A 22,242-nucleotide genomic window follows, 5' to 3' on the forward strand; every position below is an offset into this window, starting at 1 on the left:
AACCGAAGTCCAAGAAAGAACAAAAAGTGAAGGGGAAAATCGCGTAATTGTCGTTGATTACGTCTATGCAACGTTCATTTTGACCAAGAAGAAAAGAGGGCAGAAATGCCTTCTTTTTTTGTGTCCAAGAATGTCTGAATTTCGTCACCGCAGACACAGGACAAGTGATATAATGATCCCTATGGATACACTTGTTCGTATTCTGTCTTGGAGGAGGGTGAGATAACGTTCTATGAAAGACGATTCAAGACAATTGGAATTTATGGAGATAGATCTGAGTGAAGAACCGCAGACAGCGGCTGTTTCGATTCCTGATCGTTCAACCATTGTACAGAGTGCTTATGATGGGATGCAGCATCGTGGAGGCATATTGTCCTCAGAGAAACGTTTTGTAGAGGAAGCAAGGCAATGGGCAGAGATGGAGGGAGACATATCCCCGTGGGTACCCTTCATCAGTTACTGGCCAACGTATGGCGTGATGAATGAAGCCCAGCGTAAGTGGTATATGTATTGGAGGAAGGAAGTACGCCAGGGGAGATACCCGGATACCGATCTGTCCTATCTATTCATTCATATCTACGAGCTAATTAACGGCATTGGCTGGCAGAATCCTCTGGATGGGTATGATCAATTAAAACAGTTATGGGTGAACTACCGTGAACGGCTTCCTCAACTAAATATATATATGCAAGAATGGATGGTTGATTATGTACTGATCCATCAGATGGAGACGTCATTATCCGAAGTCATGGACCTTTCGGGCGGATATCTGCCAGCGGAGATGCTGGATATGGAGCTACAGCGTATTTTACAAGGGAAGTTATCGGATATTTCGCTGAATATGCTGCAAAGATACTATGATTACGATATTACACTTAGTAAGTTCTATAGGGATGGCGGCAAAGAAGTGATGGAGCAGTATATTCCAAGAGTCATGGCATTGGTTCATTCGTACCTGGAACGTACGCGACAAGTTGGACTGTTGCCTGAGTTTGAACCCAGAGATGAACGTAAGGTGGAGCGCATCCTGTTTCGCAAAGCAGTCTATGATGATTCGATCTATGGAAGATCGGTATCGTACAGATATCTGCCCGTTGGTGAACAGGCTGATTTTGTGCAGATGGTGACCCGGATCTATCGATGTACTGAAAATAAACTTCGTGAACTGCTCGGATTCAGAGGCCGATTGCGTGGACAGACCCTAGAGCCTGAACTTGCGAATCTGATTGAGCGTTACCTGGACAAAGCATATGCGACCGAGCAGGCGGAGTCTGTGGAACAACCGGTGATTCGTATTGATTCAGAGAAACTGGCGTCGTTACAGCAGGAAAGTGAGTACGTGCGAATGGCACTTACGATTGAGGATGATCAATCTTCTGAAGTAAAGGATGAAGAGGTTAACGATGCAAATGTTGGGAGTAATCGATTAGATGCACTGGGAGCATGGGACGAGATAACTTCAACTGAAGGTTCGTTGGAGCCGAACCCATCCGCAGTAGAGATTGCAGCAGGAGGGTCAGCAGAATCGATTAGGTTGCAGTGGGACGAGTCTGCTGAGGCTGATCTGGATGAAGAGTGGCTGCATTTTGCCAAAGAGCTGTCTCCTCAGCAGGTGCAAGCGATCCATGCCCTTCTTGGCGCAAACCCGGATACGGATCTGATGCGTCTGGCTGAGCAATATGGGACGATGCCTACGCTTCTGCTGGATGAAATTAATGATGTGGCTATGGACACGGTCGGTGATCTTCTGATTGATGGGGACCGGATTGTTCCTGATTATATAGATGTGTTCGAACATGTGAAGAGGTGATACGCAGTGACAGAACTTAAAATACCAAAGCGGTTGACCACCGCACTTGTAAATTCATTGACAGCGGGTGTTGTCCCGCGCATAGGACTGGAGCAGATTGCTGTTGGTCGTAAGGCTGAAGTGGACGCGATCTTGCGAGATATGGACAATATCGCCGAGGGCGGCGCAGCGTTCAAGCTCATCACCGGCCGTTACGGCAGTGGTAAAAGCTTTCTTTTGCAAATGATTCGTAACTATGCCATGGATCGCGATTTCGTTGTGGCGGATGCGGATCTGTCTCCGGAGCGACGATTGGTGGGTACCAAAGGTCAGGGACTTGCCACATACCGTGAGCTGATGACTCGTCTGTCTACACGCACGCGACCTGATGGGGGAGCGTTGGAGCCGATTTTGCAAAAATGGATCGCAGGGCTGCAACAATCCACGATGCAGAGTCAGAACCTGCGCCCGGATGACCCCGCTCTGCCGCTGGAAGTAGAGAAGCAGATCTATGCGGTGACGGGTGAGATGCAGAATCTGGTTCACGGCTTTGATTTTGCCAAGGTACTGGCTTCCTACTGGAACGGGTACAAGTTGGCTGATGATGATCGCAAACAGGCGGCTCTTCGCTGGCTTCGAGGAGAATTTGCAACCAAAACAGAAGCGAAAAAAGAACTCGCTGTCGGGGTTATCATTGACGATGACAACTGGTATGACTACTTCAAATTATGGTCTGAATTTACAGCGCGAATTGGTTACAAGGGATTGCTACTGTTCGTTGATGAAGCGGTGAATCTGTACAAAATTACAAACAGCGTTTCCCGTCAAAGCAACTATGAGAAATTGCTGACCATGTTCAATGATACGATGCAGGGCAAGGCGGAGCACTTGGGCATATTTGTAGGTGGTACACCACAATTTGTAGAGGATGAACGACGCGGACTATACAGCTATGAAGCGCTTCGCTCCAGGCTTATTGATGGTCGCTATGCAGTCAAAGCGTATGCGAATTATACAGGCCCGATCCTGAAACTGGCGATGTTATCGCATGAAGAGATTCTGATACTGCTCCAGAAGCTGCGACAGATTCATGCCCTGCATTTTGGATACAGCGCAAGTCTCACGGATGAACAATTGGTTGATTTTATGCAAACGGCAGTGAATCGATTGGGTGCGGATGAATTGCTGACGACGCGTGAAGTGGTAAGGGACTTTATGGATGTACTGCATACGCTCCACCAGAATCCCGAAGTGACTTATACTCAATTACTTGGTGACCGGGCTGCCAAACCTCAGGAAACGGGAAAAGGGGATGCATCCGCGAATCCGGATGATCTGGACGATTTTCTGGCGGAGTTTGAATTATGAGTGATAATCCATTCTATCGGCTGGCGCCGTTTGTTCAGGAGTTTATTTATAAAAAAAGATGGGATTCGCTTCGGCCTGCCCAGATTGAAGCCTGCAATATCTGCTTTCATACCCCGCATCATATGCTGATTGCGGCGGGAACGGCCTCCGGCAAGACGGAGGCGGCTTTTTTTCCTGCATTGACCGAGCTGTATGAACGGCCTTCTAAATCGGTTGGCATTTTGTACATTGGACCTTTGAAAGCCCTGATTAATGACCAATTTGAACGTCTTAAGGATCTGTTATCGGAAGGCAATATTCCGGTTTGGCATTGGCACGGGGACGTACCTCAGGCGGAGAAAACAAAACTGATGAAGAACCCGTCTGGTGTGCTCCAGATTACCCCAGAATCGCTGGAAGGCCTGCTTATGAATCGCCCGAATGCGATTCCGGCACTGTTTCATGATCTGCGGTATGTCATCATCGATGAGGTACATGCCTTCATGGGAGCGGATCGGGGCATTCAGGTACTCAGCGAGCTTGCCAGAATCGAGCGAATGGCTGGCTGTGCACCGCGAAGAGTTGGCTTGTCCGCTACACTTAGTGACTATAATGCGGCTACAGCCTGGCTTGCTGCCGGAACGCAGCAGGGGGTAGATGTGGTCTCTTCCCCGGGGGGGCGCAAGCTGCGACTGCGAGTGGAACATTTCTCTTTTCCTGATGCACAGGATGAAGAGCAGGCGGAACAGCTTCATAACGCGCGCAAAGCCTACTATGACTTCATCTATGAGAGCACACATCGCAAAAAAGCGCTGATCTTCACCAATAGCCGCACGGATGCCGAAGTCACCATTCTTGAGATGAGACGCGTTGCGGCTCGCAGACAGGAACGTGATGTATTCCATGTGCATCATGGAAGTATCTCGGCTATGTTGAGGGAGGAGACGGAAGCTGCCCTTCGTACCGGATCGGGGCCAGCTGTTGCTGCGGCAACAGTCACGCTCGAACTGGGCATCGATCTGGGGGAGCTGGAACGTGTGGTTCAGCTTGGTGCACCGTATAGTGCGTCTAGTTTTGTGCAACGGCTGGGCCGTTCGGGTAGACGGGAGGACATGGCTTCGGAAATGCTCTTTGTATGTCCGGAGGAAGAGGATGAAGAAGCGCAATTGCCAGCACGGATGCCCTGGACGTTGATGCGTGCGATTGCTGTTATTGAACTATATGTAAAAACGAAATGGGTCGAGCCGCTTGAAGCCCGCAAAATGCCCATAGGTGTACTCTACCATCAGACGATGAGCATGCTGAAAAGTATGGGGGAGGCGGAGCCGAGAGATCTTGCAGAAGCCATCCTTTCGCTGGCCCCATTTGCGTTGATTAGACCTGATCAATATCAGGTTTTCCTGAATTACCTCATTGAGACGGATCATCTGCAATGGACAGAGAATCGAACATTGATCATCGGTCTGACAGGTGAGAAAATTGTGAATAATTATCGCTTCTACGCAGTGTTTAAGGATGATGAGGAACATAAAGTTTTAAACGGATCGGAAGAGATTGGTTCGATTACAACCGTACCCCCACCTGGCTATTGCTTCTCGCTCGCAGGCAAACTGTGGAAAGTGGAAGAGGTCGATCACAAGCACAAGGCTGTGTATGTGAAGTCTGCGAAAGGTAAAGTAGATACGTTATGGCTTGGAGCGGGAGGAGATATTCATACGTCGGTGGTACAGAAAATGCGTGAAGTGTTATCCGAATCGACCATCTATCCCTACCTGTCACCACAAGCCGTCAATCGACTTGAACGGGCGCGCCGCCTAGCTCGTGAAAGCGGACTGTTGAAGCAGGTCGTGATTCCGGCAGGGGGAGATTCGTTGTATGTTCTTCCTTGGATGGGAAGTAAATCTTTCCGTACATTGGAGCGCTTGATGAAGCATAATCTGTCCAAGAAACTTGCCTTGCGTTCGGTTGTGCCCATGGAGCCCTATTATTTTGTAGTGTCCGGCAAGGTCGATGAACGAACATTGTTAGCCGAGATTATGAGTGAGTGTCGAACGGCTGAAGACGCATCTGCGTTACTAGCTGAAGATGAAGCGCCTTATCTAGGCAAGTATGATGAATTCGTCGCGCCGCCTTTGATCCGCGAGGCTTTTGCCGTGGATGGGCTGGATCTGATTGGATTGAAGGAAGGTTTACAGCAAACATTGGAGTGGGACTCCTCAGGCTTCAATCGAACATGACGTTTTTACGTAATTAGAGTACTCGAAGAATAGTACAGCGATTGAAGCGACTCGGTGTAATAATGTAGTTCAACTTTTTATACGGAATAGGGTTGACACCATCTCACCTCCCATGTAATATATGAAAAGTCGTCACACACGAATTACATCAAATTGCATATATCATTTCGTATAACCTCGCAGGCCGAAAGTGTACACAGGGCGAGGGTCTCTACGGGAAGCCTATACTTCCTAACTACGATGCCAAGGAATCGATGTATTCCTTGCTCGTAGTTAGGATTTTTTGCATTTTCGATGGTGTCTGTGACCTTGGCATGAACCAAACATGCAGACGTATTTTTCAATCATCAGGAGGTTTATTCACAAATGAAATATTATCTGTCCGTTCTCGCGGGAGCGATGAGCTATGGCATATTATCCACGATTGTGGTTCTGGCTTACGGTGAAGGATATAAACTTGGAGAGGTTGTGGGAGCACAACTGATTACGGGTTTTCTCCTATCCTGGATGCTGGCGCTATACACACGATTTAGAACAAAACGCAAGTCACAAACAGCTGGAAAAGCTTCAGGAGCCGTGGCTCAGGTATTCAAACGGTTGACGTGGAAACAACGTCTGCTATTGATGGCTGCCGGAACACCAACGGTAATTACAGGTCTCGTCTATTATCAATCTTTACGATATATCCCGGCATCACTTGCCATTATCCTGTTGTTCCAGTTCACATGGATTAGCGTATTGATTCAAGCGATAAGCAAACGTCAACGTCCGGATAAAGTCACGTTCCTGACGTTGATCATTCTGTTCGGCGGAACCTTGCTGGCAGCCGGTTTCCTGGAACAGGGACTGGGTGAGTTTAACGGTCTGGGTATTGCTCTTGGATTAATGGCAGCCGTAAGTTATTCCCTGTTCGTATTGTTCAGCGGTAAAGCAGTTCCTTCTGCACATCCGGCCTTCCGCAGTGCGTGGATGGTTACAGGCGGATTGATCCTGCTGTGCATTTTGTTCCCGCCGACATTCCTCTTTAACGGATTGATCTGGAGTCAGTTACTGGTGTTCGGACTACTGCTCGGATTCTTCGGGGCTTTCATTCCACCAGTACTGTTCGCCATTGGCGTTCCGCATATTGGTGGCGACATGGCCGGAATTCTGGGAGCAGTGGAGCTTCCAATTGCAGTATTGTTATCCTCTATCGTTCTCCATGAGCATGTCAGCGGATTGCAATGGTTCGGGGTTATCATTGTGCTCATTGGTGTTGCCCTGCCAGAGTTGTATAAATTACGAATGAGACGAAGTCGCAGTCGCAGTAAACCGATCTATTCCTGATTCATACGAAAAGGGATATTGCGGAGCATGAGCGGAAATACCCGTAGATAAGCCTGAGAAATCAGGCTTTTTTCTATGAAGTAATATAGCTCAATCGCAATAGCCCAGAGGGGTCATTTTCATTGTCATGCGAATCAGGTATGCTTAAAGAATACATCCGTCTATGGATTGAATATTGATGGGACATCGAGTGAGGAGTGTTTAGATGAAAAGCTGGTTAGGAAAAACATGGCCATGGTTAACACTGGGCCTGACCGTTGTTGTATTGCTTGGATCATTTTTGGTTTATTTTATGGGCAAAGACCTGTCCCCGGGATCGAGAAGTGCGGTAACTGCACAAGCGGAGACATCGGAGGATCTGAAAGGATATGAAGTCATTGATGTGGATGTAAGCAACGATGGTTTTGGACCCGACGTTATTGAGGTGAAAGCTGGCGTGCCGACTAAAATCAACTTTATTCTGACCCGGTCGGTGACACATGTCAAATCCGTGGGATCACAAAAGCTTGGCATGGATCTATACATGCAAAAGGGAGCCAACTATTATACGGTCGACAAAGACCTGCCCAAGGGAGAATACGAAATTCACTGCGGCATGTATATGATATACGCAACGATTAAGGTCGTATAAGCAGAAGGAGCATGGTTTCGGGTTACCGAGCTTTGCTCCTTTTTTTGGTGCGTGATATCATGGGAAAGTGGGTAAAATCGATCAGGAGGTGGCGAAAATGAAAGCGCTATTTATTGGAGGGACAGGCACCATCAGTACGGCCATTACAGAAATGCTTGCACAGCAAGGCTGTGATCTTTATTTGATTAATCGGGGTAACCGTAATGATGAGTTACCAGCCGAAGTCAAGGTACTTCAAGCCGATATTAATGACGAGGCCCGCGTAGCGGAACTGATTGCTGATCTGGAATTCGATGTTGTGGCAGACTTTATCGCCTTTGTACCGTCTCAATTGGAGCGAGATTACCGCTTGTTCAAAGATAAAACAAAGCAGTTTATTTTTATCAGTTCAGCATCAGCGTATCAGACTCCTTTGGCAGATTACCGGATCACGGAAGGGACGCCATTATCGAATCCATACTGGGAGTATTCTCGTAACAAAATTGCGTGTGAAGACTATCTGATGAAACAATATCGTGAGCATGGATTCCCCGTGACCATTGTTCGTCCGAGCCATACGTATGGGGACCAATCAGTACCTCTCGGTGTTCATGGTGCTCAAGGCAGTTGGCAGGTTCTCAAGCGCATACGTGAAGGAAAACCCGTTATCATTCATGGAGACGGCACATCACTGTGGACCATTACGCACAATACTGATTTTGCCAAAGGGTTTATCGGGCTTATGGGAAATATCCATGCGATTGGTGAATCGGTACATATCACCTCAGATGAATCCGTCACGTGGAATCAGATTCATGAGATTATTGCCAGCGTGTTGGGCGTTAAACTTCATGCGGTACATGTACCCTCCGAGTTCTTGGCAGCTTGCAGTGACCAGGATCTCCGCGGTGGTTTGCTAGGGGACAAAGCCAATACCGTTGTGTTCGATAACAGCAAGCTGAAACGGCTTGTTCCAGAATTTGTAGCAACGACAAGAGCCGATCAGGGCATTCGACGTACGATTGAGCATATTCTGGCGCATCCTGAATTACAGACCGAAGATCCGGAATTCGATGTATGGTGTGACAAGGTCGTTGGCGCATTGGACGAGGCGTTATTGAAGATAAGGGATGAGAAGTGAGCAGTAAAACGTTCATGATCAAGTGTTTACATTCATGAGCCGAATCGTATAATCAAGAAAAAATGACACTTGTTAGGGGAGGCACCCCAACTTAGGACATCGTTCCTTTGTTGGGGTGCCTCCCTTTTTTGTGTGCCAAAAAGGAGAGCAGACGTTGAAGAAATCAGGAAAACGTGTGAAGAAACAAGCGGAACAGTTAATTAAAGGCCGACTGGGCCAAAGAAGAAGTAGAGGAGCTTGCAGGCTTGTACATGATTACGGGGTACGAGGACGGCAGCTTCCGCCCTATGCAGCATTTAAGCAGATCCGAAGCGGCAGCACTAATCTTCCGTTTGAATAAGCTGATGCAAGTGATTACCGCTTGATTGGTTTTTAATGCTATAATAGGTTGCCAATATGATAAAAAAGGGTAATGAACAATGGTGATGAATAATGAATAATAAATTTATCCGGATATATGAAGACATTGCAGATCGTATTCGGACTGGAGAGATTGAGGCAGGTACGCTGCTTCAATCGGAACTGGATCTATCGGAAAGTTATCAAACATCCCGAGAGACCATTCGCAAAGCGCTGAAAATGTTGTACGAAGAAGGTTATATTCAGAAGATTCAAGGCAAGGGCTCGATTGTACTCGACATTCGCAAGATCGATTTTCCCATCTCAGGTCTGGTTAGCTTCAAGGAATTAGCCAAAAAAATGGGGCATCGAGCTCAAACGTATGTGAAAGTTTTCGAGGAGCAACAAGTGGATCAGGCGCTGTACAAGAAGATCAACTTTGGTCTGAATGAACAGGTCTGGGAGATCAGACGTGTGCGCAAAGTGGATGGAGAACACGTCATTCTGGACAAAGATTACATCAGCCAGCGACTTGTTCCGGGTCTCAGCAAAGAGATCTGTAATGATTCCATCTATGAGTACATTGAACAGGAGTTGGGTCTGTCCATTTCATTTGCCAAGAAGGAAATTTTGGTGGAAGAACCCACTGCGGAGGACAGGGAATTACTTGATCTCGAAGGGTTCCACAATGTGGTTGTGGTGAGGAGCCAGGTGTACCTGGAGGATGCCAGTCAATTTCAGTATACGGAGTCGAGGCATCGACCGGACAAGTTCAGATTTGTGGATTTTGCACGCCGCAGATGAGTTAAACAGAATCGATCAGAGAGTACCTTTCACTGCTTTATTGGGTGGATAGGTACTCTCTTTGGTTGTAGGGGAATCCGAAGATCGTCCATCAAGAACCGCTTAATGTCAATGTTTTTCCTTCATGCTGGAGCGTATGATCATAATATACACGAGGCCAAGGAGTGAGGGAATTGAATCACGTGACAGCGAAATCGAACGTTCGCATATGGGAAGAAAGCAGAGATATTCCAACCTATGGTACAGGTAAACCGGACAAAAATCCGATGTTTCTTGAAAAGCGAATCTATCAGGGGAGTTCGGGTAAGGTGTATCCGCATCCCGTGATCGACAGCATTGAAGATGAAGCAGAAATGCAATCTTATCGATTAGTTATTCTCGAAAATGAATATGTACGTATTGAGATGATGCCAGAACTGGGTGGTCGGATCTACCGTGCGCTGGATCGGACTAACGATTACGATTTTGTATATTATAACCGGGTGATTAAACCCGCGCTTGTGGGTCTGGCAGGGCCATGGATCTCAGGGGGAATTGAATTCAACTGGCCACAGCATCATCGGCCGAATACGTTTGGTCCGGTAGACTATACATTTGCCAGTAATGAAGATGGAAGCGCTACCGTATGGGTAGGTGAAATTGATCGCATGTATGGTACCAAAATGACTGCGGGCTTCACATTGCATCCGGGCAAAGCCTATCTTGAAATTCATGCCGAGGTATATAATCGGACCACCGCACCTCAAACTTTTCTCTGGTGGGCCAATCCGGCTGTGGCCGTCAATGATCATACCCAATCTGTATTTCCACCAGATGTAACGGCTGTGCTGGATCATGGCAAACGGGATGTATCCCGGTTTCCCATTGCAACAGGCACGTACTATAAGATGGATTATTCCGAAGGCGTGGATATTTCACGTTACAAAAATATACCGGTCCCTACATCTTACATGGCGTATAAGTCGAATTATAATTTCGTAGGCGGCTATGACCATGGAGTTCAGGCTGGTTTGTTGCATGTAGCCAATCACCATATCTCACCGGGCAAGAAACAATGGACCTGGGGGAATGGGGCATTCGGGCAAGCCTGGGATCGCCAGTTAACGGACGAGGATGGACCATATATTGAATTAATGACAGGTATCTATACCGATAATCAGCCTGATTTTACGTGGTTACAGCCTTATGAAGCCAAATCATTCTCGCAGTATTTTATGCCGTATAAAGGAATTGGCATGGTCAAAAATGCAACGATTGATGCAGCGGTTAATCTGGAAATGGACGAAACGACAGGAATGGTAACCGTGATGGTATATGCAACGTCGGTTTTTGAACAAGTGACCGTTGAAGTAAAAGGCTCGACCGCGGTGTATCTCCAGGACAGATGTAACATCTCACCCACGCAAGTATATCAAACCTCATTTCTTTGGAGTGGGCACGACGAATGGTATCAGGTGCAGTTAACTGTTCGAACTGTGGAAGGAAAACTGCTTGTGGCCTATCAGCCTGAACGGTCTGAGATTCAGGAAGTACCTGATCCGGCCAAACCACTCCCGCTCCCGTCCGAAATTCGGACCAATGAACAACTATATCTGGCGGGTCTGCATCTGGAGCAATATCGGCATGCCACGTATGAACCGGAATCTTATTATCTGGAAGGGTTGAAGCGTGATGCAACGGATATTCGTCTGAACATTGCGTATGGTACATTGCTGCTGCGGAGAGGGTTGTTTCAAGATGCAGAGAGACATTTCACACAGGCGGTAGAGTCACTTACGTGGAAAAATACGAATCCATATGATAGTGAAGCTTATTATCAGCTCGGTCTGTGTCTGAAACTACAGGCGAAACAGGAAGAAGCCTACGCAGCACTGTATAAAGCCGTATGGTCTGCCCAGTATCAAGATAGCGGCTATTATATGCTCGCTCAGATAGATACAGCGCAACATAGGGACAAGGAAGCGATGGCTCACATTGAACGTTCGTTGATCCGTAACGCCAGGAATTATAAGGGTCGTCATCTGAAGGTGGCTCTTCTACGCCGAATGGGCCAGGACTTAACTGCCATCCAATATGCACGTGAGACACTGGAATTGGACCCGGTTGAGTTCGGAGCTGCACATGAATTAGTTCTAATCTACAGCGGAGCAACTACACCTTCAGAGAGAGAACAAGCCGAGCAAGTACGTGATCATTTCCATCGTCTGATGCGAGGAGACGTTCATAATTATCTGAATCTAGCCACGGATTACGCAGAGAGTGGGTTGTGGGAAGAAGCACTATTGGTTCTCTCCTATGTTGAATCCGAAGTCTCACAGCTGTACCCCATGATTGCTTATGCTCAAGCCTACTTGAATCGTCAGTTGGGTGATGTGGAGCAGGCCCGGGAATGTCAGAAGCAGGGGAAAGCTGCTCCAACCGATTATTGTTTTCCTAACACTCTATTTGAATTATTAGTGCTTCAGGATGCATTGGCAGTGGATTCGAATGATGCGCGTGCTCACTATTACCTGGGAAATTGGTTATATGATCATAAACGTTACGAAGAAGCAATCTCCCATTGGGAAACTTCACGCGAGATGAATGCTGCATATTCGACTGTACATCGGAATCTGGGACTGGCTTATTATAACAAGTTGAATCGGCCTGATCTTGCACTGGCATCATTGGAGGAAGCTTTCCGGTTGGATTCGCAGGATGCACGGATCTTCTACGAGTTGGATCAGCTGCGCAAGAAGATGGGATATTCCTGCGAGCATCGAATCAAACAGCTGGAAGATCACATGGAACTGGTACATCACCGTGACGATCTGTACATTGAGTGGGTAACTTTATTGAATATGCAGGGTAGCCATCAGGAAGCATGGAATGCTCTTCAGACCAGGAGGTTTCATCCTTGGGAAGGTGGAGAAGGCAAGGTCACAGGACAATACGTTGCGGCGTTGACGGAGCTGGCCAAGCAGAATTTGAAGAAACAACAACCTGAACAAGCGTTCGAACTGTTACAGAAAGCTTTGGAATATCCGGAGAATCTGGGTGAGGGCAAGCTGGAGGGAGCCGGTGACAATCCATTGTACTATTACCTTGGCTGTGCATATCATCAGATGAACAATATACAGGACGCCGAGGAAAGTTTCCAGAGAGCTTCGATCGGCCTGAACGAACCTGCAAGCGCGATGTTCTACAATGATCAGCCGCCGGAATGGATCTATTATCAGGGTCTGGCTTGGCAGAAGCTGGGCAATACGAAGGAAGCAAACCGACGCTTTAACAAACTCATAGATTATGCGGAAAGACATATGCAAGATCACATCCGAATGGATTACTTTGCGGTATCTCTGCCCGATTTTCTAGTATTCGACGACGATCTAGATCAGCGAAATGAAGAACATTGCCGGTATATGCGGGCATTGGGTCTTCTGGGACTGGGTCGGACGAGTGAAGCCAAACTTGAGTTGGAGCGGGTACTGGGGAAGAACCCGAATCATCAAGGGGCAATCATCCACCGATAATCGATCCACCCATATTCTCATATAACGAAGGAGTTATATTTCATGAATGATAATATCGCAGGTAGCCAGATTCGTTTCATATTGGATGCGGAAGATAAAGAGATTCGTGCGGGTCGCATGACTGGCAGTGGCGGCAAAAGCCCACGAGGGGAATCGTATGATTTTACCAACTATTATATGACTCGTAATGCTAAACCTTATATTCCCGTGGTTGGTGAATTTCATTTCTCCAGATTCGCTTACTTGCAGTGGGAGGAAGAATTGCTGAAAATGAAGGCAGGCGGGGTGAATATCGTCGCTTCATATGTCTTCTGGAATTTTCACGAGGAACAGGAAGGGGAATTTAGTTGGTCAGGAAATCTGAATTTGCGGCACTTTGTGGATCTGTGTGGCAAACACGAGCTGCCGCTGATCGTGCGAATTGGTCCATTCTGTCATGGGGAAGTGCGTAATGGCGGGATGCCGGATTGGTTATTCAGCTATCCATTCGAAGTCAGGTCGAACGATGAAGGGTATCTGTATTACGCCAAGCGATTATATCGGGAGATTGCCCGTCAGCTCAACGGCAGTTTTCACCAGGAGGGTGGACCTGTGATTGGGGTACAGTTGGAAAATGAGTACATGCACGCTGGCGCACCCATGGATGCCTGGGGTTATACACGCGAAAAATACATTTCCTCCGGCCGGGATGGACGAGAACATCTGAAGGTGCTTCGCCATATTGCCGAAGAAGTCGGTATGAGGCCGATGTTCTATACTGCCACGGCCTGGGGCAATGCTGCGGTGCCTGAAGAAGGAACGTTACCCATGCTAGCGGGGTATGCTTACACACCATGGATCCCCAATCAGCCTCCAAGCCGGGAGTATCTGTTCCGGGATCTGCATATGAATCCTGTGGAAGAAGTGGATTATGATAGTCTGGAGTACCCTGCTGCGTATTGCGAGCTTGCTGGTGGCATGCAGGTCAGTTATCACGCTCGTCCGGTTGTCGATGCGGACAGTGTCGAGGCGATGACCATTGTGAAGCTTGCGAACGGCAGCAATCTGGTTGGGTATTATATGTATCACGGGGGGACCAATCCGATAGGCAAAAATTCATATATGAATGAGCAGGCATTGCCGAAAATGACGTATGATTACCAATCGCCACTCGGGGAGTTTGGACGTATTGGTGAATCGTATGACCGCATTCGTACCTTGTCCATGTTCCTGGAAGCATACGGTGAGTTGCTTGCGCCAATGGGCTGTGTTATACCGGATGGTCAACAATCGATAACCCCGGAGAACACGTTGGATCTGCGCTGGTCTGTTCGGCAACAAGCAGGCTCTGGATTTCTGTTCATGAATAATTATCAGGATCATGTGGCGTTGCCTGATCGTGATATTCAGTTGGAACTGCATTCAAGTAAAGGGGTTGCTTCATATCCAAGAGAAGGAACGATGCAGCTGAAATCCGGATCGGCGGCTATTTTTCCTTTCCATATGAATCTGGATGGCCTAAAGATCATTAGTGCTACCGTTCAACCACTGACGCGATTTATGGTGAATCAAGAGCTCACGGCTGTGTTTTATGCCCATGAAGGCATGACGCCTGAGTATGTTATTGATACAGCATCTGTTACGAATGTGGAAATGCACGAAGGCACAGTATCGGAGCAGGGAAATGAAGTTGTGATACACCCCATTGCCGGCAAGGACCATCATCTGCGAATCACCACATCGGATGGTGTGGGAATACGAATCATTACGTTGACCCGTGAAGAGGCCTTGCATGCCTACCGTTTCCGTGTGGGTGGACAAGAGAGACTTATAATTAGCAGCAGTTATCTGTATGTACAGAATGAGTTGCTCATATGTACATCTGTGGAGCAACCAGAGATGGAGGTATCCTTCTATCCGGCACCAGAACAGATTACCGCTTCTGAATATGCTGTCTCATCTCAATCTAAGCAAGGAGTATTCGATACGTACACATTCCAAGTTGTGCCTTACAAGCCTTCTATAGAGGTTGATTATCCGAAAGAGTATGCAGCAACACTGAGATTGGACACAGAATGGCCGGAACAGGTAGACGATGTATGGATTGAGATTGATTATGAAGGAGATGTTGCTGCAGCTCACATCCATCATCAGATGTTAACGGATCATATTCAGTATGGTCATAGCTGGAAGATTGGTCTGAAGCAATCCTGTCATTTACTGGCCGATCACGCTTTACGTCTGTCCATAACACCAATCCGGAGAGGAACGACAGAGAGTTATGTGAATCAGGCTTATGTTGAACGATTTAATGGTGTGGAGATTGGAACGTTTAACGAGATTCGAATAGTACCACATTACCGGGTCAGGTTGGTGTTGGCGTGAACAAGAAGACAAAGTTTAGCATAAGAGTTAACTAAGGTTTTATTATTATTAAACAGAGGGTTCTTTCTCCGAACGGCAATGAGGAGAGGGCCTTCTTTTTTGTGAGGAATAATTACTTCCTAATCATGGTAAAAACAACTTGACTAGTAAGCGTTTTCATTTTAATATAATTTCATAACCTAATCGATAAGGTTTATTAACAAGAAACAAATAAATTAATTAAGTTTTTTTATTTTAGGTTTAATTAGGTTTTGTTTACTTCTATAATCAACGATTTTAGTTAACTTATTGCCTTGAGCAGGGTTAATTGAAATAACAAAAAAAATACAGGAGGTTCCAAACGAATGGTCAATCTGAAAAAGTGTACAATCTTCACGGTTATTGCTGCTCTCATGTTCATGGTATTAGGGAGTGCAGCCCCCAAAGCGTCTGCTGCTACAGGTTTTTATGTAAGCGGTAACAAGTTGTACGATTCCACAGGCAAGGCTTTTGTCATGAGAGGTGTTAATCACGGACATTCCTGGTTCAAAAATGATCTGAATACCGCTATCCCTGCAATCGCCAAAACAGGTGCCAATACGGTACGTATTGTTCTTTCGAATGGTAGCCTGTACACCAAAGATGATCTGAACGCTGTTAAAAATATCATTAACGTGGTCAACCAAAATAAAATGATAGCCGTACTCGAAGTACATGATGCCACAGGGAAAGATGATTATAATTCATTGGACGCAGCAGTGAACTATTGGATTAGTATTAAGGAAGCCTTGATTGGCAAAGAAGATCGGGTCATCGTCAACATTGCCAATGAATGGTATGGAACATGGAACGGAAGTGCCTGGGCTGATGGATATAAGAAGGCCATTCCGAAACTTAGAAATGCAGGAATTAAAAATACGCTGATTGTGGATGCAGCAGGATGGGGACAGTTCCCACAATCCATCGTGGATTATGGACAAAGTGTATTTGCAGCCGACGCACAGAAAAATACCGTCTTCTCCATTCACATGTATGAGTATGCAGGTAAAGATGCAGCAACGGTCAAAGCCAACATGGAGAATGTGCTGAACAAAGGTTTGGCTCTGATCATTGGTGAATTCGGGGGATACCATACCAATGGTGACGTGGACGAATATGCCATTATGAGATATGGTCAGGAAAAAGGGGTAGGCTGGCTTGCCTGGTCGTGGTATGGAAACAGTTCCAATCTGAACTATCTGGACATGGCTACAGGTCCGAACGGAAGCTTGACCAGCTTTGGTAACACCGTCGTTAATGACACCTACGGTATCAAAAACACTTCTGTAAAAGCAGGGATTTTCTAATCCACCGATGAAACAGGAACACTCTGACGGTTACGTCAGGGTGTTTTTTTTTATAAAACTGCTTAATCCATGGTTGCTTTTGAATTTTTCCGTTTATATATAAAATCTTTTGTTTTCAAAACAAAACAAAGATGATAAACTCGGATTAGGAATAAAACAAACATTATCGGAGGGAAACGAATAATGGTACAGAGTTTATGGAATGCATCGCAGGCATCTGAGAAAACAACAGGACTGGAGCAATTGGTCTACCGATCCAATCTGATTGGATCTGATCGCAGTGTATGTAACATCTACGGTGGCAATACGTCTACCAAAACGACAGTAAAGGATTTTCGGGGTCGTGATGTAGAAGTAATGTATGTGAAGGGAAGCGGCTCTGACCTCGGTTCCATGGAAGCGAAGCATTTTACGGGACTTGGACTTGAAGACATTCGACCATTAATTGAACGTGAATCCATGTCGGATGAAGAGATGGTTGAATATTTGGGTCATTGCATGATTGATGCCAAGCATCCGCGTGCCTCCATTGAGACTCTGCTGCATGCGTTCCTTCCATATAAACATGTGGATCATACTCATCCGGATGCCATTATCAGCTTGTGCTGTGCACATAACGGCAAGGAACTGGCGAGAGAGATCTACGGTGATCGTTTTGTATGGGTACCTTATGTACGTCCAGGATTCACGTTATCCAAAATGATTGCTGAAAGCGTATTCTCGAATCCAAATGCCGAACTCGTATTGATGGAAAAACACGGACTTGTGACTTGGGGAGAAACATCCGAAGAATGTTACGCTCAGACAATCAAGATCATCAATGAAGCAGAAGCATTCATCGAAGCTCGGGTGAACGAAGGCAGCTTGTTCGGTGGTGTGAAACACCCGGCACTTGCCCCAGAGGTTCGTCGTCAGATCGTATCACGTGTAATGCCAACGATTCGTGGAGCGGTATCGGATAGCAAAAAAATGATTTTGTCCTTTGATGATCAGGAGGATGTGCTTGCTTTTGTGGGCGGAGCGGATTCTCCGCAATTGTCTCAGGTAGGTGCGGCTTGCCCGGATCATCTGGTACATACCAAAGTTGTACCTTTGTTCATTGACTGGACGCCGGATGCGGATGATATTGAAGGCTTGCAAGCCAAGCTGGTGGAAGGCGTTGCCGCCTACAAAGAGCAATATCAGCAGTATTTTGAGAGCAACAAAAACGAAGGTGATGTCATGTTCGAAGCGGCACCACGAGTGATCCTCATTCCAGGTGTGGGCATGATCAACACAGGCAAGAGCTGGGCGCTATCTCAAGTGAGCGGTGCGTTGTACCACAGAGCCATTGCCGTTATGCGTGGGGCCACTAGCCTGGGTCAATTCGTATCGCTTAGTGCAAACGAGTCTTACAATGTGGAGTACTGGCCGCTGGAACTGTACAAATTGTCTCTCGCTCCAGCAGAAACGGAATTCTCCCGCAAAGTGGCGTTTATCACAGGTGGAGCAGGCGGGATCGGAAGTGAAACAGCACGTCGATTGGTATCAGAAGGCGCACATGTGGTGCTCGCTGATCTTAACCTGGAAGGCGCACAGAAGGTAGCACAGGAAATCAATGATCAGTACGGTGCGAATCGTGCTTATGCGCTGAAAATGGACGTGACCGATGAGGAAGCCGTTCAATCTGCGTATGCTGATGTTGCGGTGCAGTATGGCGGAGTGGACATCATCGTGAACAATGCCGGATTAGCCACATCCAGCCCATTTGACGAGACGTCCCTGAAAGAATGGAATCTGAACATGAATGTACTGGGCACAGGGTATTTCCTCGTCGCTCGCGAAGCCTTCAAGCTGATGAAACAGCAGGGTATTGGTGGAAGCATGGTATTTATCGGGTCCAAGAACTCGGTGTATGCAGGTAAAAGTGCCTCGGCTTACAGCTCAGCGAAAGCGCTGGAAGCACATCTGGCACGTTGTATTGCAGCAGAAGGCGGAGAGTATGGCATTCGCGTCAACACGATTCTTCCAGATGCGATTCTACAGGGTTCAGCGATCTGGAACGGTTCCTGGAGAAATGAACGAGCAGCGGCATACGGTATCGAGCCCGATCAATTGGAAGAGTATTACCGCAAACGGACGACATTGCTCGTGAATATCTATCCAAGAGATATTGCGGAAGGAATCGCATTCTTTGCTTCTTCGAAATCCGAAAAAACAACCGGTTGCATGATGACCATTGATGGCGGTGTACCGGCAGCATTTACACGTTAAATAGGAGGGTTCTTGCGGATGGATAACCAAGTCAAGCAAGCTTATGAAGCAGCTAAGTCATTGTATGCCCAGCACGGAATCGATACGGACCAAGTACTGAACAAACTTGCGGAGATCAAAGTTTCAGTTCATTGCTGGCAAGGTGATGATGTCAAAGGCTTTCTGAATAAGGATGGGGAGCTAACCGGCGGGATTTCCGTTACAGGTCAGTATCCGGGGGCTGCAACAACTCCTGCGGAGCTTCGTAAAGATCTGGAGCAAGCTTTTGCTCTGATTCCTGGCAAACATAAGGTCAATCTGCACGCGATCTACACGGATACAGACGAGCAGGTTGAACTCGATCGGATTGAACCGAAGCATTATGAGAACTGGGTGAAGTGGGCCAAAGAACAAGGACTCGGTCTGGACTTTAATCCAACATGCTTTTCCCATGAAAAATCAAGCGACGGGTTCACGCTCAGTCATCCAGACCCTGAGATTCGCAAGTTCTGGATTGATCACTGCAAGGCGTCCCGCCGAATTGGTGCTTACTTCGGGGAACAGCTTGGTCAGACTTGTGTAACCAACGTATGGGTACCGGACGGATTCAAGGATAATCCGGTTGATCGCATGACTCCACGCAAACGTCTTAAGGAATCGCTGGATGAAGTATTCGGCGAACCGCTTAATCCAGAGCACAATTTGGATGCGGTAGAGAGTAAGCTGTTTGGTCTGGGTTCGGAAGCTTATGTGGTGGGTTCACATGAATTTTATATGGGGTATGGTTTGCAAAACGATACGTTAATCTGTCTTGATGCGGGCCATTTCCATCCAACAGAGGTCATTTCCAACAAACTGTCGTCCCTTGCTTTGTTTACCAGCGGCATCCTGCTTCACGTAAGCCGCCCGATGCGTTGGGACAGTGATCACGTTGTCATTATGGATGATGAGTTGCTCGAAATTGCACGTGAACTGGTTCGACATGATCTGCTGACGACAACTCATATTGGACTGGATTTCTTTGATGCAAGCATCAATCGTGTTGCTGCATGGGTTGTAGGGACGCGTAATACGATCAAAGCTCTTCTGCGTGCGATGCTGGAACCGGTGGATGCCTTGAAACAAGCCGAACTGGAAGGGGATTACACGCTGCGCCTTGCCTTGACGGAAGAATTCAAATCCTATCCGTTTGGCGCAATCTGGGACTATTATTGTGCCCAGCAAGGTGCTCCGGTTCGCGAACAATGGATCACGGATATCAAAACCTATGAACAAGAGGTATTGCTACAACGTGATAAATCATTGGTGTAACGTTACACTTTCTAGACCACTACGGATGAATATTCCGTGGTGGTTTTTTTTACATAATCACTTTGAAATGCATAAGTAAGGCGATAAACTCCATACTAGGAATATGGATCCGTGTTGCACAAGTATGCTACGCAGAGGAGGATTAATAGAGTTGAATCTAGCCCACAACAAACTATATATCGCTGCACTTGGCGGGGTGAATGAAATAGGGAAGAATATGTATTTCATCCAATACAATCAGGACATCATCGTGATTGACTGTGGTTCGAAGTTTCCGGATGAGACTTTGCCGGGGATTGATTTGATTATCCCGGATGTAACCTATCTGCTGGAGAACCTGGATAAAGTAAGGGCTCTTGTGGTTACCCACGGACACGAAGATCATATTGGTGGCATTCCCTATTTGCTAAAACAAATGAATATTCCTGTATATGCTTCCAGACTTACACGCGGATTGATTGAACTTAAACTGAAAGAGCATGGGCTGCTACGCAAGGCTGATCTGCACACCATTGATGCCAAGTCCAGCATTACGCTGGGTGAGATCGATGTTTCCTTTTTCGCGACTAGTCATAGTATTCCGGATTGTCTTGGTATTTTCTTTCAGACCCCCGCAGGCAATGTCGTACATACTGGAGATTTCAAATTTGACATGTCTCCCGTTAATGGACCTTTCCCTGATCTGCACCGCATGGCCGAGATTGGCAAGCAGGGTGTCCAACTATTGCTCTCCGAAAGTACCAATGCAGAAAGGCCTGGATTTACACCTTCCGAGCGTATCGTAGGGGACCACATTCTGGATGCCTTTATCCGTGCAAAACAAAAAGTGTTTATCTCCACCTTTGCGTCAAATGTCAGCAGAGTTCAGCAGATTGTTAATGCAACATTCGAAACGGGGCGTAAACTGGCCTTATTGGGCAGAAGTATGGTGAATGTGGTGTCTGTTGCGAGTGATCTGGGCTATTTGCAAGTTCCTGATGGATTATTAATCGATGCAATGGATTCCAATCAGTTTCCACCAGAGCAGGTCGTTGTATTATGTACAGGTAGCCAAGGTGAAGCTATGGCTGCCTTGTCCCGCTTGGCAACAGGGAAACATCCCCATGTAAGTGTAGAGGCCGGGGATACAGTTATCATTGCAGCTGGTGCTATTCCGGGCAATGAGCGCAATTTGGCTCATGTGATTGATAATCTGTATGTTCTCGGAGCGCGCGTGATATATGGTTCTAGTGGTGCGGCAGGAATGCATGTCTCTGGACACGGAAGTCAGGAAGAGCTCAAATTGATGTTGACCCTCATGAAGCCGGATTATCTGATTCCGATCCACGGTGAGTTCCGTATGTTGTATCAGCACAGACTGCTTGCCGAGTCCGTAGGTATAGAGCGTGATCATGTCTTTATTGTGAATAACGGAGATATGGTTCAGTACAAAGACGGCGTGGCTTCTCCTGGTCCCAAAATTGCTTCAGGAAACAGTCTCGTGGACGGTCTGATCATGGGTGATGTAGGCAATATTGTATTGCGTGATCGCAGGCAACTGTCATCCGATGGTATGCTGGTGATCGTAACCACATTGAGCAAAACGGAGAAACAAATGGTTGCCTCACCCGAAATCATCTCCAGAGGGTTCGTGTTCGTGAAGGATTCGGAAGAATTTATGCATGAGATCCATGAGTTAGTTCTTAGCCGAATGGATGAGTTAATCGGGGCTGGAGTGAATCAATGGAATGTGATCAAGAAAAAGCTGAAAGACGAGATCGGTCACTACATTTACGCGCAAACGAAGCGAAGACCCATGATCTTACCGATCATCATTGAAGTATGAGTCAGCAGGAATAGGGATTATCCTTGCCTTGATAGTCTGGACGAACCTGCATAAGATGGAAGCTTAACAGCCTGATGAAT

At 46.9% G+C, this 22,242-nt stretch carries 14 protein-coding genes and 1 riboswitch; all 14 genes read left to right on the forward strand.

All coding sequences use genetic code 11. The features are described 5' to 3' along the window. The first annotated feature begins 232 nt into the window (after positions 1-232). The gene (locus WFI24_RS08130) at positions 233-1,810 is read left to right on the forward strand and encodes a TerB N-terminal domain-containing protein (protein ID WP_336759862.1); all 1,578 of its coding nucleotides are present in this window, start codon (positions 233-235) and stop codon (positions 1,808-1,810) included. Between the two features lie 6 nt (positions 1,811-1,816). Further along, positions 1,817-3,157, forward strand: a complete 1,341-nt coding sequence (locus WFI24_RS08135; RefSeq protein ID WP_336759863.1) for an ATP-binding protein — start codon at positions 1,817-1,819, stop codon at positions 3,155-3,157. Beyond that, positions 3,154-5,373, forward strand: coding sequence for a DEAD/DEAH box helicase (locus WFI24_RS08140; protein WP_336759864.1), 2,220 nt, complete (start codon positions 3,154-3,156; stop codon positions 5,371-5,373). Before WFI24_RS08135 ends, WFI24_RS08140 begins: the two co-directional genes overlap by 4 nt. A gap of 147 nt (positions 5,374-5,520) precedes the next feature. Then, a riboswitch (purine riboswitch) is annotated at positions 5,521-5,631 on the forward strand. Between the two features lie 108 nt (positions 5,632-5,739). Beyond that, positions 5,740-6,699: an EamA family transporter gene (locus WFI24_RS08145; protein ID WP_336759865.1), complete on the forward strand. Its 960-nt coding sequence runs from the start codon at positions 5,740-5,742 to the stop codon at positions 6,697-6,699. A gap of 205 nt (positions 6,700-6,904) precedes the next feature. Then, the gene (locus WFI24_RS08150) at positions 6,905-7,330 is read left to right on the forward strand and encodes a cupredoxin domain-containing protein (RefSeq protein WP_336759866.1); all 426 of its coding nucleotides are present in this window, start codon (positions 6,905-6,907) and stop codon (positions 7,328-7,330) included. Positions 7,331-7,427: 97 nt separating this feature from the next. After that, positions 7,428-8,450 (forward strand): SDR family oxidoreductase, encoded by a 1,023-nt coding sequence (locus WFI24_RS08155; RefSeq protein WP_336759867.1) that lies wholly within the window; start codon positions 7,428-7,430, stop codon positions 8,448-8,450. 251 nt (positions 8,451-8,701) lie between these two features. Further along, on the forward strand, positions 8,702-8,815 hold the full coding sequence (locus tag WFI24_RS34490) for an S-layer homology domain-containing protein (protein WP_442956204.1): 114 nt from the start codon (positions 8,702-8,704) through the stop codon (positions 8,813-8,815). Between the two features lie 67 nt (positions 8,816-8,882). Continuing rightward, entirely contained in the window at positions 8,883-9,593 is a 711-nt protein-coding gene (treR, locus tag WFI24_RS08165; RefSeq protein WP_336759869.1) for a trehalose operon repressor, read from the forward strand. A 173-nt stretch (positions 9,594-9,766) separates the two neighbouring features. Further along, positions 9,767-13,105 (forward strand): tetratricopeptide repeat protein, encoded by a 3,339-nt coding sequence (locus WFI24_RS08170; RefSeq protein WP_336759870.1) that lies wholly within the window; start codon positions 9,767-9,769, stop codon positions 13,103-13,105. 42 nt (positions 13,106-13,147) lie between these two features. Further along, entirely contained in the window at positions 13,148-15,469 is a 2,322-nt protein-coding gene (locus tag WFI24_RS08175) for a beta-galactosidase (RefSeq protein ID WP_336759871.1), read from the forward strand. Positions 15,470-15,861: 392 nt separating this feature from the next. Continuing rightward, positions 15,862-16,794 (forward strand): glycoside hydrolase family 5 protein, encoded by a 933-nt coding sequence (locus tag WFI24_RS08180; protein WP_442956205.1) that lies wholly within the window; start codon positions 15,862-15,864, stop codon positions 16,792-16,794. A gap of 183 nt (positions 16,795-16,977) precedes the next feature. After that, a complete protein-coding gene (locus WFI24_RS08185) occupies positions 16,978-19,047 on the forward strand; it encodes a bifunctional aldolase/short-chain dehydrogenase (RefSeq protein WP_145317890.1) in 2,070 nt (689 codons plus the stop codon). Positions 19,048-19,065: 18 nt separating this feature from the next. Continuing rightward, a complete protein-coding gene (rhaA, locus tag WFI24_RS08190; protein WP_336759873.1) occupies positions 19,066-20,337 on the forward strand; it encodes an L-rhamnose isomerase in 1,272 nt (423 codons plus the stop codon). Between the two features lie 124 nt (positions 20,338-20,461). Further along, entirely contained in the window at positions 20,462-22,162 is a 1,701-nt protein-coding gene (locus WFI24_RS08195; protein ID WP_336759874.1) for a ribonuclease J, read from the forward strand. Positions 22,163-22,242: the final 80 nt, after the last annotated feature.

Source organism: Paenibacillus sp. USHLN196, from assembly GCF_037144955.1.
GTDB lineage: Bacteria > Bacillota > Bacilli > Paenibacillales > Paenibacillaceae > Paenibacillus > Paenibacillus xylanexedens_C.